Source organism: Superficieibacter sp. HKU1, from assembly GCF_029319185.1.
Taxonomy (GTDB): domain Bacteria; phylum Pseudomonadota; class Gammaproteobacteria; order Enterobacterales; family Enterobacteriaceae; genus Superficieibacter.
This window is the reverse complement of record NZ_CP119754.1, coordinates 2,259,467-2,273,453: the sequence shown is the minus strand read 5'-3', so window position 1 is coordinate 2,273,453 and position 13,987 is coordinate 2,259,467. Positions and strand designations below refer to the sequence as shown.

At 55.7% G+C, this 13,987-nt stretch carries 14 protein-coding genes and 1 pseudogene; 6 read left to right on the top strand and 9 right to left on the bottom strand.

Annotated elements, in window-relative coordinates; all coding sequences use genetic code 11:
- Nucleotides 1–28 precede the first annotated feature (28 nt).
- Entirely contained in the window at nucleotides 29–202 is a 174-nt protein-coding gene (locus tag P0H77_RS10835; RefSeq protein WP_276164885.1) for a GhoT/OrtT family toxin, read from the bottom strand.
- Between the two features lie 191 nt (nucleotides 203–393).
- Here P0H77_RS10835 and yncL point away from each other — a divergent pair, with 191 nt between their 5' ends.
- Nucleotides 394–489, top strand: a complete 96-nt coding sequence (gene yncL / locus P0H77_RS10830; protein ID WP_072094343.1) for a stress response membrane protein YncL — start codon at nucleotides 394–396, stop codon at nucleotides 487–489.
- Nucleotides 490–548: 59 nt separating this feature from the next.
- Here the strand turns inward: yncL and P0H77_RS10825 are convergent, their stop codons facing one another.
- The 4 genes from P0H77_RS10825 to P0H77_RS10810 all read right to left on the bottom strand — a co-directional run bounded on the left by P0H77_RS10825 (nucleotide 549) and on the right by P0H77_RS10810 (nucleotide 4,653).
- Nucleotides 549–995, bottom strand: a complete 447-nt coding sequence (locus P0H77_RS10825) for a YetF domain-containing protein (RefSeq protein WP_276164884.1) — start codon at nucleotides 993–995, stop codon at nucleotides 549–551.
- Between the two features lie 9 nt (nucleotides 996–1,004).
- The gene (locus P0H77_RS10820) at nucleotides 1,005–1,523 is read right to left on the bottom strand and encodes a hypothetical protein (protein ID WP_276164883.1); all 519 of its coding nucleotides are present in this window, start codon (nucleotides 1,521–1,523) and stop codon (nucleotides 1,005–1,007) included.
- A gap of 114 nt (nucleotides 1,524–1,637) precedes the next feature.
- Nucleotides 1,638–3,062: an aminobutyraldehyde dehydrogenase gene (gene patD, locus P0H77_RS10815; RefSeq protein WP_276164882.1), complete on the bottom strand. Its 1,425-nt coding sequence runs from the start codon at nucleotides 3,060–3,062 to the stop codon at nucleotides 1,638–1,640.
- 181 nt (nucleotides 3,063–3,243) lie between these two features.
- Nucleotides 3,244–4,653, bottom strand: a complete 1,410-nt coding sequence (locus P0H77_RS10810) for a PLP-dependent aminotransferase family protein (RefSeq protein ID WP_276164881.1) — start codon at nucleotides 4,651–4,653, stop codon at nucleotides 3,244–3,246.
- Between the two features lie 169 nt (nucleotides 4,654–4,822).
- Here P0H77_RS10810 and P0H77_RS10805 point away from each other — a divergent pair, with 169 nt between their 5' ends.
- From P0H77_RS10805 to P0H77_RS10795, 3 genes are read left to right on the top strand one after another with little or no spacing between them, the layout of a single operon-like run.
- Entirely contained in the window at nucleotides 4,823–6,223 is a 1,401-nt protein-coding gene (locus tag P0H77_RS10805) for a cytochrome ubiquinol oxidase subunit I (RefSeq protein WP_276164880.1), read from the top strand.
- Entirely contained in the window at nucleotides 6,223–7,233 is a 1,011-nt protein-coding gene (gene cydB, locus P0H77_RS10800; protein WP_276165105.1) for a cytochrome d ubiquinol oxidase subunit II, read from the top strand. The genes P0H77_RS10805 and cydB overlap by 1 nt, the downstream gene beginning before the upstream one ends.
- On the top strand, nucleotides 7,233–7,361 hold the full coding sequence (locus P0H77_RS10795; protein ID WP_176920185.1) for a DUF2474 domain-containing protein: 129 nt from the start codon (nucleotides 7,233–7,235) through the stop codon (nucleotides 7,359–7,361). The genes cydB and P0H77_RS10795 overlap by 1 nt, the downstream gene beginning before the upstream one ends.
- Nucleotides 7,362–7,506: 145 nt before the next feature.
- Here the strand turns inward: P0H77_RS10795 and P0H77_RS10790 are convergent.
- Nucleotides 7,507–9,471 (bottom strand): annotated as a pseudogene (locus P0H77_RS10790) (U32 family peptidase).
- A 70-nt stretch (nucleotides 9,472–9,541) separates the two neighbouring features.
- Nucleotides 9,542–10,078 (bottom strand): XRE family transcriptional regulator, encoded by a 537-nt coding sequence (locus P0H77_RS10785; protein WP_276164879.1) that lies wholly within the window; start codon nucleotides 10,076–10,078, stop codon nucleotides 9,542–9,544.
- A gap of 89 nt (nucleotides 10,079–10,167) precedes the next feature.
- Between P0H77_RS10785 and P0H77_RS10780 the strand changes: the two genes are divergently transcribed.
- Nucleotides 10,168–11,340, top strand: a complete 1,173-nt coding sequence (locus P0H77_RS10780; RefSeq protein WP_276164878.1) for a benzoate/H(+) symporter BenE family transporter — start codon at nucleotides 10,168–10,170, stop codon at nucleotides 11,338–11,340.
- Here P0H77_RS10780 and P0H77_RS10775 read toward each other — a convergent pair.
- The gene (locus P0H77_RS10775) at nucleotides 11,314–12,186 is read right to left on the bottom strand and encodes an AraC family transcriptional regulator (RefSeq protein WP_276164877.1); all 873 of its coding nucleotides are present in this window, start codon (nucleotides 12,184–12,186) and stop codon (nucleotides 11,314–11,316) included. The two genes, P0H77_RS10780 and P0H77_RS10775, sit on opposite strands and share 27 nt — an antisense overlap.
- Before the next feature lie 184 nt (nucleotides 12,187–12,370).
- Between P0H77_RS10775 and P0H77_RS10770 the strand changes: the two genes are divergently transcribed.
- On the top strand, nucleotides 12,371–13,276 hold the full coding sequence (locus P0H77_RS10770) for a DMT family transporter (protein ID WP_276164876.1): 906 nt from the start codon (nucleotides 12,371–12,373) through the stop codon (nucleotides 13,274–13,276).
- 42 nt (nucleotides 13,277–13,318) lie between these two features.
- Here P0H77_RS10770 and P0H77_RS10765 read toward each other — a convergent pair whose 3' ends face one another.
- Nucleotides 13,319–13,984, bottom strand: coding sequence for a DUF3313 domain-containing protein (locus P0H77_RS10765; RefSeq protein ID WP_276164875.1), 666 nt, complete (start codon nucleotides 13,982–13,984; stop codon nucleotides 13,319–13,321).
- Nucleotides 13,985–13,987: the final 3 nt, after the last annotated feature.

Genomic DNA, 13,987 nt, shown 5'->3' with positions numbered 1-13,987 from the left:
GCGCCTGGCGCCGGGCACGCCGTGAAGGTCAGAAAAGCGATAACAGTAGCGCCATGGGAAAACTAAAGGGCCAGGTGGCTCCTACCAGCAGCGCCGCCAGCAGGCGAATGCCGGGTTTGTCTTTCGTCAGAAACCAGGTGATCACGGCGCAGATCGCCGCCATGACCATATAAAAAATCAGCATTTTTTGATAAAACGTCATAACCAATGTCTCCTCCCTGGAGAAAAATGCCGCGAATATGCTCTTTTTTTTGATCCACATCAAGTTTTTCTGGCACAAATTCCCAAACCCAAACTAAAATCAAATCTGCGCAAACAAAAGTATTGGGTTTTCGACCCGATTTTTCTGTGCGCAAGCTACCATTTGGTCAAACTTTTGAGGGTTACAACACTATGGAAGTTTCGGACAAAACAGTGGTGATGATTAATGTTTTTGCAGCGCTTGGCCTTTTCAGCCTGCTTTCATTGCGTTTTGGATGGTTCCTCTGAAGATTTTGTCACTTCAGTGACGCAACGCCCGGCAAACGCCGGGCGTTCATCATTCTGCCCTATGACTCTTTGGTAATAATGGATATATGACCATTGCGTTCAAGGATCGCGAATTTAATATCAGATATTTTATAGACTCCCTGATTATTTCGCGCTGAGGCCATAATATCGTCGCAGGAAATATCAGCCAGTTTCATTTTCTCATGCAGTAATTCGCCATTCTCCACCAGAATGACCGGCGAGCCGTCAATCATTGATTCGGCACCCGACATATACTTTTTAATCATGCTAAAAATCATATCCACCACCACTAACGTGATGATGGTTAAGGCCGCGCCAGTGACAGAAAAATCATTACCCAGCAGCGCTTGCTGCGTGGCCTCACTGATGATAAGCAACAAGATCAAATCAAATGAGGTCATCTGTAATAGCGTGCGCCGTCCGGCGATTTTAAATACCACCAGCAGCACCAGATAAATGGCTACCGCTCTGACGATCATGTCCATATTTTGTTCCTACGGATAAATAAATTGTGAGAAAGTCACGGTTTCAGTGTTATTAAGGGTAATTTTATTATGCCGGTTTCCCGGATTAAGCGGTTCTAATCCAATCCAGACGCTGTGTTCCCCCGGCCCACCTTTTCCCGGATACTCGAGGATCAAACTATTGTTCTGACTCAGGGTACGCAGCGGCTGCGGTTGCAGCGTGCGGATCTCATAGCGTTCCATCAAATCGCCCTCCAGGGCAAGCGTAAACCCGCGGCCCGGTTCACCGCGGACGATCACTTTGATGGAGATATCGCTGGTTTGCCTGCCGAAGCGTTCATATTCTACGGAAATGCGATTAGCCGGGCTGGTGGCTGAGGTTTTACTGAATATTCCACTGGAGAAAAGGCCGCAGACGCCCGCCACTATAATCAATACCAGCAGTAAAAATCCCCACCGGCGGCAGCCCGCTTCAAAGCGCAGCCAGATGTCATTTTCCTGCACTGGTCGGGAAGCATGACGATGAATTATCGAGCTATCTTTACGCATCCACTAAGCCTGTAAAAGTGACCTGACGTAATGAAAGTATGGCTCAGAAGTCGAAAAGCGGTGAAATTTCGTTGCGCTTACGGGCGCCATTCAGACCCCGTAAGCGGATGAAAATTAGTGTTTAATCATAACGTGGCGCACTACGGTATAATCTTCAAGACCGTATACCGACATGTCTTTGCCGTAGCCCGAGAGTTTCTGTCCACCGTGAGGCATTTCGCTGACCAGCATAAAATGCGTATTCACCCAGGTGCAGCCATATTGCAGGCGGGCGCTTATCCGGTGCGCCCGCCCAACGTCGCGGGTCCAGACGGAAGAGGCCAGCCCATACTGTGAATCGTTGGCCCACGACAGGACCTGATCTTCATCGCGAAAGGCAGTGACGCTGACCACCGGACCAAAGACTTCATGCTGAACAATGTCATCTTCCTGTCGCGCTCCCGCCAGCAGCGTTGGCTGGAAATAATACCCTTTGCCATCGGCTTTGCTGCCGCCAGTAACAACCTGAATGTGGTCGAGCGCTTTGGCTTTTTCAACGGCGGCGCTGACCCGGTCAAGGTGAGCCTGTGAACTGAGCGGCCCCAGCTCGGTAGTTTCCTCATCCGGTGCGCCCATTTTCAGGCTGGCAACCGCCGCGCCCAGTTTTTCCACCAGCGCGTCATAAATGGCTTCATGCGCATAAAGGCGACAGGCAGCGGTACAGTCCTGCCCGGCATTATAAAAACCAAACGTGCGCACGCCTTCAACCACCGCATCCAGGTCAGCGTCGTCAAAAACGATCACCGGGGCTTTGCCGCCCAGCTCCATATGCGTCCGTTTTACCGACGACGCGGTGTGGCTGATGATATGCTGCCCGGTCGCAATAGAGCCTGTCAGCGAGACCATCCGCACTTTTTCATGCCCGGTCAGCGGATCGCCTACCGTTTTCCCGCGCCCGAAGAGAACGTTGATCACGCCCGCCGGGAAGATATCTTTTGCCAGTTCCGCCAGCGCCAGGGCAGTAAGCGGCGTGATTTCAGACGGTTTGATCACCACGCAGTTACCGGCCGCCAGCGCCGGAGCCAGCTTCCAGGCCGCCATCATCAGCGGATAATTCCATGGCGCAATAGAGGCCACCACGCCCACCGGATCGCGGCGGATCATCGACGTGTGTCCTTCAAGGTATTCTCCGGCGGCCAGTCCGTTCAGACAACGCGCCGCGCCAGCGAAGAAGCGGAATACATCCACCACCGCCGGGATTTCATCGCCGATCACAGCATGCAGCGGCTTGCCACAGTTTTGTGACTCGAGACGGGCAAGGCGGTCAGCGTGCTGCTCAATGACCTCCGCCAGCCTTAACAGACATTCCGCACGGGCTTTGGGTGTGGTTTGCCCCCACTGGACAAAAGCCGCATCTGCCGCCTTTACCGCCGCATCCACCTGTGCGGCAGACGCTTCGGCGATCTCCAGGATCACCTCGCCCGTCGCCGGGTTATACACCGCCTGTTTTTCGCCTTCACCGGCCACCAGTTCGCCATTAATCAATAAATGATGTTGCATAGTGTTGTCCTGTTCAAAGTGAGGGATCCTGTACATCAAAATGCAGCAAGCGTGCCAGGTGTTAACGACACGTCGACATTGATAAAAGGATAGATGGCAACCGGAAGGTGTGAGGCGCGCAGAGTGTTAACGACGCCACATAACTGAACAGTGATGCACATCCGCAGTGCAACGGAGGACGTTACACCATCATCTGACGGATGAGTACGCCGAGGGTGCGCACCGCGCTATCCTCTTTTTCTCCCCAGCCCCAGGAGGTATTAAAGCGAAAAAAAGGCCGCCAGGCGCCGGAGGTAGAAAACATTTTCCCCGGCGCGATGCTGATATGGTGCGCCAGCGCCCGCTCGCTAAGCTCCCCGGCGTCAAGATGCGAAGGCAGCTCCAGCCACAGAAAATAGCCGCTGTCATTATGATGAATTTTTACCTCCGGCGGCAGGTAGCGCAGCATCGCCTGCCACGCCAGCTGTTTACGCTCGGCCAGCTGGCGACGCAGCCGTCGAAGGTGGGCGTCATAGCGCCGGGTGGAGAGATAATCAACCAGCGCCAGCTGCATCGGCGAACTGCTGGAAAGCGTACTCATCAGCTGCAGTTGCTGAATACGCCGGGCGTGTTTCCCCGCCGCCACCCAGCCAATGCGAAATCCTGGCACCAGACATTTGGAAAACGAGGAACAGTGCAGCGTCATGTCATCGCGATCCCAGGCTTTCGCGGGCAGCGGTTTCTCGCGGCCAAAGTAGAGCTCGCTGTAGACATCATCTTCAATCAGCACCACGTTATGCGCCGCCAGCAGCGCCACCAGCCGGGCTTTTTTAGCCGCGCTCAGGGTAAAGCCGAGCGGGTTCTGGCTGTTGGTCATCAGCCAACAGGCTTTGACCGGGTAAGTCGCCAGCGCCTGTGCCAGCGCCTCCAGATCGATCCCCTCTTTCACGTCGCTTGCCACCGCCAGCGCCTTCAGCCGCAGACGCTCCAGCGCCTGAAGCGCACCGTAAAAACAGGGGTTTTCAACGATCACCCAGTCGCCAGGTTCCGTCACCGCCTGTAGGCTGAGGTTCAACGCCTCCAGCGCCCCGGCGGTGATCACGATCTCGTCAGGCGACACCGGAATGCCCTGCAAAGCGTAGCGACGGGCGATGGCATGGCGCAGCTCACTGTTTCCCGGCGGCAGGTTTTCAATCACGCTCATCGCGCTGGCGGTTTTGCTGACCTGAGCCAGCGATCGATTTAACTGGCGCAGCGGAAATAAATGCGGATCGGGAAAGGCAGAGGCGAAAGGCAGCACCGAGGTTTCGCGGCTGGCCTGAAGCACCTCAAAAATACAGGTATTGATGTCCACCGATTCGTCGCTCATCACCCGCGCCGGGGGGGCGGGTTGTTTGCTGACGGTGTGCGGTGCCATGTAGTAGCCCGACTGCGGGCGCGCCACGATCCGCCCCTGGCTCTCCAGCATCTGATAGGCATGGCTGACGGTCATAAAACTCATTCCGCTGCTCACCACCTGCTCGCGCAGGGACGGCAGGCGATCGCCAGGCTGCCAGACGCCTAAATCCATTTGTTCAAGAAGCTGCTGTGCCAGACGCTGATACTTTTTCATCGCAAAATGATAAGCCAGTGGGTGAATCGTTAAGAATAAATTATATCAGTTGCCGGAAAATAAAGCATTTGTAGTAACTGTTATAGATAAAAAGAACGCATCTGTGTCTGACAGTTGCCGCTTGTACTGTCTACCCTATGATCATCGTTATTCTGTTTCGGGGTAGTCCATGTTTGGTCTCGATGCGTTTCACCTCGCGAGGATCCAGTTTGCCTTCACGGTATCCTTTCATATTCTTTTTCCGGCCATCACTATCGGCCTTGCCAGCTATCTGGCGGTACTTGAGGGGCTATGGCTTAAAACTAAAAACCCGGTCTGGCGTATTCTGTATCATTTCTGGCTGAAAATTTTCGCCGTCAATTTCGGCATGGGCGTGGTGTCCGGTCTGGTGATGGCCTATCAATTCGGCACTAACTGGAGCGGCTTTTCCCAGTTTGCGGGCAGCATCACCGGGCCGCTGTTAACGTATGAAGTGCTCACCGCCTTTTTCCTCGAAGCCGGCTTTCTCGGCGTGATGCTGTTTGGCTGGACCAAAGTCGGCCCGGGGCTGCATTTCTTCTCTACCTGCATGGTGGCCCTGGGGACGATTGTCTCGACATTCTGGATCCTCGCCTCGAATAGCTGGATGCATACGCCACAGGGGTTTGAAATCGTTAACGGCCAGGTCGTGCCGGTAGACTGGTTCGCGGTGATTTTTAACCCCTCATTTCCGTATCGCCTGCTGCATATGACCATCGCCGCCTTTCTGAGCAGCGCCCTGTTTGTCGGCGCGTCCGCCGCCTGGCATCTGCTGAAGGGAAATAATACTCCCGCTATCCGCACGATGTTTTCAATGGCGCTGTGGATGGCGCTGATTGTCGCGCCGATTCAGGCGCTGATTGGCGATATGCACGGCCTCAATACGCTTGAGCATCAGCCCGCTAAAATCGCCGCGATAGAAGGACACTGGGAGAACCGTCCTGGCGAAGCCACGCCGCTGCTGCTGTTCGGCCTGCCGGATATGGAACAGGAACGCACCCGCTATGGCGTGGAAATTCCGGCGCTGGGCAGTTTGATCCTGACGCACAGCCTGGATAAGCAGGTTCCGGCGCTGAAAGATTACCCGAAAGAGGATCGCCCTAATTCGACAATTGTTTTCTGGTCGTTTCGCGTGATGGTGGCGATGGGCCTGCTGATGATGCTGCTTGGCGTGCTCTCGCTCTGGCTGCGTTATAAACGCCGGCTTTATGAGTCCAGAACCTTTCATCGTTTTGCGCTGTGGATGGGGCCTGCGGGTTTGATTGCCCTGCTCGCCGGATGGATCACCACCGAGGTGGGGCGGCAACCGTGGGTGGTTTACGGTTTCCAGCGCACCATTGACGCTGTTTCCGCGCATGGCGAGCTGCACATGAGCCTGACGCTGCTGGCATTCTTTGTCGTCTACTCATCGGTGTTTGGCGTCGGTTACGCCTATATCGGCAGTATGATCAAAAAAGGACCGCAGCCGTTCGACGAACTTCCGACACAGGGCACCCCTGCCCGTCCGCTCTCGGCGGCGGGTGAAGAGTTTGATACGAAGGAGAAAGTATGATGGGTATCGATCTCTCTATTATCTGGTTTGTGATTATCGTCTTTGCCACCCTGATGTATATCGTGATGGATGGCTTCGATCTGGGGATTGGCATTCTGTTTCCTGCCGTCCGTAGTGCGCAGGATCGCGATGTGATGGTTAACAGTGTCGCCCCGGTGTGGGACGGGAATGAAACCTGGCTGGTGCTCGGCGGCGCGGGGCTTTTTGGCGCGTTTCCACTGGCGTATGCGGTGATTATTGACGCGCTCACGCTGCCACTGACGCTGATGCTGATTGGCCTGATTTTTCGCGGCGTGGCATTTGAGTTCCGTTTTAAAGCGACGCCGTCGCATCGGCCTTTCTGGGATAAAGCCTTTATCGGCGGCTCCATTCTGGCCACTTTCAGTCAGGGTGTGGCCGTGGGCGCGGTGATCAACGGTTTCCAGGTGACCGGACGTAGCTACAGCGGCGGCGCGCTGGACTGGCTGACGCCATTTAATTTGTTCTGCGGTCTGGGGCTGGTGGTGGCCTACGCTCTGCTCGGGGCAACCTGGCTGGTGATGAAAAGCAGCAACCCTCTTCAGGACCGGATGCGCTACGTCGGGAAAAAATTACTGCTGGCGCTGCTGGTGGTGATTGCGGTGATCAGCGCATGGACACCGCTGACGCATCCCGCTATTGCCGGGCGCTGGTTCACGTTGCCGAATCTGTTCTTCCTGTTGCCGGTGCCGCTGCTGGTGCTGTTGTTCAGTTTCTGGCAGTGGCGCTGCCTGAATGATCCGCACAGCCACACCCGGCCTTTCTTGCTGACGCTGGGGCTGGTGTTCCTCGGCTTTAGCGGGCTGGGGATCAGCATCTGGCCGCATATTATTCCGCCGTCTATTACGCTCTGGCAGGCCGCGGCACCGCCGCAAAGCCAGGGCTTTATGCTGGTGGGCGCGCTGCTGATTATTCCGGTGATCCTGGTGTATACGTTCTGGAGTTATTACGTGTTCCGCGGCAAAGTACAGCACGGCGAGGGGTACCATTGATGCAGCAACCGTTATTAAAACGCCTGTTCTGGCTGGTGGTGATCTGGGGCGGCAGCGTGCTGGCGCTCGCCGTAGTAGGAATGTTTTTCCGCCTGCTGATGACGGCTGCGGGGTTTAAGTCGCATTGAGATGGGGGATTAGCCCCGTATAGTGGTAATGCCGGGTGGCGGCTGCGCCTTACCCGGCCTACAAAATCCACAATATTAAGAAGTTACATAACAATCGTAGGCCCGGTAAGCGCAGCGCCACCGGGCAACACGGCGCGGGCCTGGATTATTTTCGCCCCGGCAGCGTTTTCATCAGCTCTTCGGGACTGACCGATGCCACCACACTCCCCGCCAGCGGCATTTTCAGAATGTGATTTTTGATCTTACCCACCACGTGCATCTCGCACGGTTTACAGTCAAAACGCAGGGTTAACACCTCATCGCCATGCACCAGCTGCATCGGCGTGGCGCGCCCGCCTTTAACGCCGGTCACGCCTTTTGCCTGTTTCGGGCACAGATTAAAGGCGAACCGCAGGCAATGTTTGGTGATCATCACCGGCACGTCGCCCTTCTCTTTATGCGCCTCATATGCCGCGTCAATCAACGTCACCCCGTAGCGCTGGTAAAACGCCCGCGCTTTATGGTTATAGACGTTCGCCAGAAAGCTCAAATGCGTTTCTGGATAAACCGGTGCAGGCTCTGCTACCGCTTTGCGCTGCCCGCGCTGGTAGCTCGCCAGCCGCGCCTCGTCCAGCAACGCAACCGTCTCGCGGCGTAGCTGGTTGAGCTGGCTTGCCGGGACGAATAACGCTCCCGGCAAGGTAATGGCGACATCCTGCGCGTAGTAGCGCGTTTGCCCGAGTTTTGCCAGGCCATCATGCAGGCTGGTCAGGGCTTTTTCCGCGTTGTTAGCCTCTTCGAACAGCCCTTCTAGCGTATGCGTCACGCTGACGCCATCCTCGCTGGTCAGGGTTAAAATAAGCTGTTCCTGCCAGCCGCCAAGTTAGATATCCAACGCGATCCGTCGCTCGCTGGAAGTCTTTAACAGCGCCTGCTGCCAGTTGTGATCGAGGTTGCGATTAAGCGGATAAGGCGCACGAAGGGTCTGCATTTGCACGGGCATCTCATTCGGCCAGACGCGATAGCGATTTTGCGTCAGCTTCTCCACGGTATTCGCCCGGAATCCAACGACCTCGCGCTTGATCATCACATTAAGGCCGTCGCCGTTGGCCAGCGGCACGGTCGCGTCGACATCCAGATGATCTCTGGCAACGTTTAAAACCTCGCCTACCGGCAGGCCGATAAATTTGGGCGAATCAAACGCGCCGATGTCGCCTTTGCGCTGGTTGACGAAGTAATCGGTACTGCCGCGATGAAAGGTTTTCTCGGTTGAAGGAATGAAGAAATGTTTGGTACGCCCCGCCGAAGCGCGCGCCACGTCGCCGCGTGCTTCAATAATGGCATCCAGCATCTGCCGGTAATGGGCCGTGATATTCTTTACGTAGCTCATATCCTTATAGCGCCCTTCAATTTTGAAGGAGCGCACGCCCGCCTCAATCAGCGCCGCCAGGTTGGCGGTCTGATCGTTATCTTTCATCGATAACAGATGTTTTTCATAGGCGACAACGCGTCCCAGATCGTCCTTGAGGGTGTACGGCAAACGGCAGGCCTGCGAGCAATCGCCACGGTTGGCGCTGCGCCCGGTCTGGGCATGAGAGATATAACACTGTCCGGAATAGGCGACGCACAACGCGCCGTGAACAAAGAACTCTATGGTGGCATCGGTGGCCTGGTGGATCGCGCTGATTTGCGCCAGGTTAAGCTCGCGGGCAAGCACGATCTGGCTGAAACCAACGTCGCCGAGAAATTTCGCCTTTTCGACGCTGCGAATATCGCACTGGGTGCTGGCATGAAGTTCAATCGGCGGGATATCCAGCTCCAGAACGCCCATATCCTGCACAATCAGCGCATCCACGCCGGTCTGGTACAGATCGCTAATCAGCTTTTGCGCAGGCCCGAGCTCATTATCATGAAGGATAGTATTCAGGGTAACGCAAATTTTCGCGCCATAGCGATGGGCAAACGGCACCAGTTCTGCGATATCGCGAAGCGAATTGCTGGCATTGTGTCGCGCGCCAAAACCGGGACCGCCGATATAAACGGCGTCCGCGCCGTGCAGGATTGCCTCGCGGGCGATAGCGGTATCGCGGGCAGGACTTAACAGTTCAAGATGATGAGGTTGCAGGCGCATACAATCGACGTTATCCGGAAAAAGAATTGACGGCTATTGTAGTCAGAAGCCCACAGTTTCGAAATGGTTTTTACGCCATTGGCGCGTAGTGAATAAGCGAGTGGAACAGCACCGTTTCCTCCGTGCTGTTGCGGTAGGCGTGCGTCTGGTCCCCTGCGAAGCGGATGCCGTGGTTAGCGGTAACGGTCTGCCACCGGTCGTCAATGCGCAACTCTAAAACGCCGCTTATCACTACCACATGCTCAATAACCCCTTTTTCATGCGGCGTAGATTCGCTGAATGCGCCAGGCGCAAGGGTGATTGACAGATGATCGAAGCGCAGCGCCTCATCGAAAGGAAAGAGCGGCGTGATCACCATCGCCTGCTGCTGCGGATCGTAAACGGGGCGCAGTTCAGCCTGTTCAGGCACGATGAATACCGAAAACGGCACGTTCAGCCCGGTGGCGATTTTCCACAGGGTAGCCACCGTCGGACTGGATTCATGGCGTTCGATTTGACCGAGCATCGCTTTCGAGACGCCCGTTTCTTCCGCGAGACGTGAAAGGCTCCATCCCCGCTGCTGGCGCAGGGTTTTTAAGGTTGTCGCCAGATAATCTGCAATATCCATTATCTCTCCTCTGAAGCCAGCAGTTTAGCACTTGTCCGCTATAGCGCACAGTGTTAGATTTTATGGACGTTATAACGCACGAGGCAGCTATGCGCCGTTTGTCATTCTTTTTTCACCCGCTACTGGCGGGGTTCGTGGCGGTCCTCGTTGGCTACGCCAGCTCGGCGGCAATTATCTGGCAGGCGGCGGCTGCCGCTGGCGCTAACGATGTGCAAATCGCTGGCTGGATGACCGCTCTGGGCATCGGCATGGGGATCAGCACTCTGGCGCTGACGCTCTGGTATAAAACGCCGGTACTGACCGCCTGGTCCACACCCGGCGCAGCGCTTCTCGCCACCAGCCTGGAAGGCGTGACGCTGAACGAAGCGGTGGGGATTTTTATTTTTGCCAACGCGCTGATCCTGCTCTGCGGCCTTACCGGACTGTTTGCCCGTCTGATGAAAATTGTGCCGCCGGGGCTGGCGGCAGCGATGCTGGCAGGCATTTTATTGCGCTTTGGACTGCAAATGTTTATACCGCTGCCGCAGAATATCCTGCTGTGCGGCAGTATGTTTCTCGCCTGGTGCAGTGTGCGGATCATTGCGCCACGCTATGCCATCATCGTCACGCTCGTCGTCGGTCTCATCGTTGCCTTTCTCAAAGGTGACGTTGTCACAATAAACGCCCCCCTTGCGCTCGTGGTGCCAACGTTTATCGCGCCGCATTTTTCTCTGTCGGCACTGATGAGCATTGGCCTGCCGCTGTTTCTGGTGACAATGGCCTCGCAAAATGCGCCGGGCGTCGCCACGATGCAGGCCGCGGGATATTCCGTCGCGGTCTCTCCGTTGATGGTCTTTACCGGCGGGATGGCGCTGCTGCTGTCGCCTTTCGGCGTTTATTCCATCTGCATCGCCGCCATCACCGCCGCGATATGCCAGAGCCCGGACGCCCATCCCGATAAAAATAAGCGCTGGCTGGCCGCTGCTGCTGCCGGAGTTTTCTATCTGCTGGCGGGCATTTTCGGCGGCTCGATCACCGCGCTGATTGCTGCATTACCGACAAGCTGGGTTCAGATGCTGGCGGGGCTGGCGCTTTTCAACACGCTTAGCGGGAGTTTACATCAGGCGCTGATCCACGAACGTGAGCGTGATGCGGCGATGATCACCTTTCTGCTGACGGCCAGCGGCATTACGCTTTTCGGCGTCGGCTCCGCCTTTTGGGGGTTAATTCTGGGAGGCGCCTGTATGGCATTAACGTCACGCCTGCGCCGCGCGGAGCTGTGACGGCGTCATGCCGATCGCGCTTTTGACGCGGTTGCTGAAATGGCTGGCCGAACTGAACCCGCAGGCCAGCGCGATATCAGTGAGCGGCGTCGCTGAATGCTGCACCAGCTGAAGCGCCCGATCCATTCGCCGCTGCATCACATATTGATAAGGTGCCATCTGCATCGACTGGCGGAACATCCGCGCAAAATGGTATTCACTCAGGGAGGCGATGCCCGCCAGGTCGTTGAGCGTCAGCGGCTGCGACAGGTTGGCATCGATCCAGGCTAACACATTGCGTAATACCGACGGTGCCAGCCCGCCTTTTACCGTGGGCAACCGCCACTGCACGTTGCTGTAGTGGCGAATTAAATGGGTCAGCAGCAGCGTTGAGGCGGTGCTGAGCGTCATCTGATTTGCCTGCTCGCGCCAGCTGTTGCCAAGCAAAAACTGCCGGTACACGGTTGTGATCTGCGCATCGCTGCCAAAGGTTTTTTCATCCAGCGTCAGGGAATGCGGACTCCGATCCCAAATCTTCTCGCCAATATCACGCAGGTGGGCATCGGTACAGTAAAGATGAACAAACGACAGATCATCGCGAATATCCCAGCTTGATTCACTTTCTTTCGGCATCAGGCAGAACCGGTCCGGGCCGCCGCCGTTTTTCCAGCCGCCCGCCGTTTTATGGTAGCTCTCATAGCCGTCAGCGACATACAGGCTCAGCGTATGATGGTCACAATATTGCGTGATGTTGTCGCGTTTATTCGACCATGCGGCCAGCCGGATACCGGAATTCAGCGCCACGGTATCGTGCAATACGGCTTTATGGTTTCGCAGATTTTCAAATGCACCGTAGGTTTCTGCCATCGCGTTACATCACCTGTGGGGGATCATTGTTTCAGTCTATGGACAGGCTTTATGAGATACCAGATCCGGCCACCGTCCCTCGTTAAAAAAGCGCAAGAATTTGCAAGTCGTCCGCAGCCTGCTGCAAGCTGACGCGCCGGGTACGGCGCATACTGCGTGCATTCAACATAACAGAGAACCACGTATGAACGCACTGCTTTACGGACTGGTAGTGGCGATCTGGGGCACGACCTGGATTGCTATTTTTCTTCAACAGGGCGATGTTCCCGCGCCAGTATCGATTTTCTGGCGCTTCGCCGTCGCCAGCCTGACGCTGTTCATTGTGTTAAGCCTGAGCCGCCGGCTGCGCAGGCTGGCCCTGCGCGATCAACTTTTCTGCGTGCTCCAGGGCTGCTGCGTTTTCGGCTTTAACTTCTGGTGTTTTTATACCGCCGCCGCGTGGATTAATACCGGTCTTGAATCGGTTATTTTCTCCATGGCGGTGCTGTTTAACGCCCTCAATAGCTTTTTGTTTTTTGGACAGAAGCCGTCGCGCCGCTTTTACATTGCCGCCGTGCTGGGGTTGGGTGGGATTGTCACCCTTTTCTGGCAGGATCTGACGGCGACGGGAGTGAGCCGCACCCTGCTTTTCGGCGCGGGCCTTTCTCTGCTGGGAACCTGGGGATTTTCATTGGGCAATATGATAAGCCTTCGCCATCAGCGTAAAGGGCTGGAGACAATGACCACAAATACCTGGGCAATGTTATGGGGCACGCTGATCATGGGCGTCATCGCATTGTTCCGCGGGGACAACTTTACTCCTGACTGGACGGTAAGCTATCTCGGCGCGATGATTTACCTGGCTATATTCGGTTCAGTGATTGCCTTCGGCGCGTACTTTACGCTGGTAGGCCGCATTGGGGCCGGCAACGCGGCTTACAGCACACTGCTTTTTCCGCTGGTCGCGCTAACCCTCTCCACGTTCTATGAAGGCTATGTATGGCATCTGAACGCGGTGCTGGGATTAGGGTTAATTCTCACCGGCAATCTGGTGATGTTCGCCAGACCCCTGCGCATCGCAGGCTTTAGAAAGTTACAACGTCACGCGTGAGGCTGCAAAAAAACCCGGCAGGATGTAGCCGGGTTTTTCTCTTTATTTTGTTACGTCAAACATGGTGGCGTCGGTCGCCATATCGTCGACAACCTGTTTTAGCGTATCGGCGGTCATTGGCGTATTTTCATTGCTCAGACTTTGCCCCTCGCCCATCCTGACCACTTTTACTACCGGCTTGTTAGTGGCAGCGTCAATTAACTCGCCTTCAAAATAGAGATGCGTATCCATGGTACGATGTCCCGTTGCCATTTGCGTTCCCGCAACCACCAGCGCGACCGGGATCACTTCATAGAACTGTAGCCCTTCTTTACTGGCGTTCACACCGGTAATGGCCCCACGGAAAATGAGCGTACGCGGTCCGGGTGTAACGACCAGAGGTTTGTGTTCCGCCGCCGCCGCTTTTAATTTGGTGTTGGTGTAGGTCAGAAGCCCATCCAGGACATCTTTACCCACCTGCGTCGTCGGTTTTGGAATGGGATAATACGTGACCGGACGGTAATCAATGCTGTCATAGTTCGCCGCATTAAAATCCGGTGCAACCCAGCGCAAAATCGGTTTCCCGGTTGCCGATGTGGTTTCCTGCAGGCCAGAGTAGTCTTTCAAAAAGCCGGAATACTTCTCAGGCTGCGTCACTTTAGATGCACAACCCGCCAACGCCAGCATACCGCAAAGGGCGGCGACTTTGAAAAAAGCTTGAGTACGCATGAA

What these genes read in the sequence shown, in the direction of transcription:
- P0H77_RS10805 (WP_276164880.1), top strand. Translation starts at nt 4,823, where the DNA reads ATGTTTGGTCTCGATGCGTTTCACCTCGCGAGGATCCAGTTTGCCTTC.
- P0H77_RS10775 (WP_276164877.1), bottom strand. Translation starts at nt 12,186, where the DNA reads ATGGCAGAAACCTACGGTGCATTTGAAAATCTGCGAAACCATAAAGCC.
- P0H77_RS10835 (WP_276164885.1), bottom strand. Translation starts at nt 202, where the DNA reads ATGACGTTTTATCAAAAAATGCTGATTTTTTATATGGTCATGGCGGCG.
- P0H77_RS10825 (WP_276164884.1), bottom strand. Translation starts at nt 995, where the DNA reads ATGGACATGATCGTCAGAGCGGTAGCCATTTATCTGGTGCTGCTGGTG.
- P0H77_RS10780 (WP_276164878.1), top strand. Translation starts at nt 10,168, where the DNA reads ATGCGCCGTTTGTCATTCTTTTTTCACCCGCTACTGGCGGGGTTCGTG.
- P0H77_RS10820 (WP_276164883.1), bottom strand. Translation starts at nt 1,523, where the DNA reads ATGCGTAAAGATAGCTCGATAATTCATCGTCATGCTTCCCGACCAGTG.
- P0H77_RS10765 (WP_276164875.1), bottom strand. Translation starts at nt 13,984, where the DNA reads ATGCGTACTCAAGCTTTTTTCAAAGTCGCCGCCCTTTGCGGTATGCTG.
- P0H77_RS10795 (WP_176920185.1), top strand. Translation starts at nt 7,233, where the DNA reads ATGCAGCAACCGTTATTAAAACGCCTGTTCTGGCTGGTGGTGATCTGG.
- P0H77_RS10810 (WP_276164881.1), bottom strand. Translation starts at nt 4,653, where the DNA reads ATGAAAAAGTATCAGCGTCTGGCACAGCAGCTTCTTGAACAAATGGAT.
- patD (WP_276164882.1), bottom strand. Translation starts at nt 3,062, where the DNA reads ATGCAACATCATTTATTGATTAATGGCGAACTGGTGGCCGGTGAAGGC.
- cydB (WP_276165105.1), top strand. Translation starts at nt 6,223, where the DNA reads ATGGGTATCGATCTCTCTATTATCTGGTTTGTGATTATCGTCTTTGCC.
- yncL (WP_072094343.1), top strand. Translation starts at nt 394, where the DNA reads ATGGAAGTTTCGGACAAAACAGTGGTGATGATTAATGTTTTTGCAGCG.
- P0H77_RS10785 (WP_276164879.1), bottom strand. Translation starts at nt 10,078, where the DNA reads ATGGATATTGCAGATTATCTGGCGACAACCTTAAAAACCCTGCGCCAG.
- P0H77_RS10770 (WP_276164876.1), top strand. Translation starts at nt 12,371, where the DNA reads ATGAACGCACTGCTTTACGGACTGGTAGTGGCGATCTGGGGCACGACC.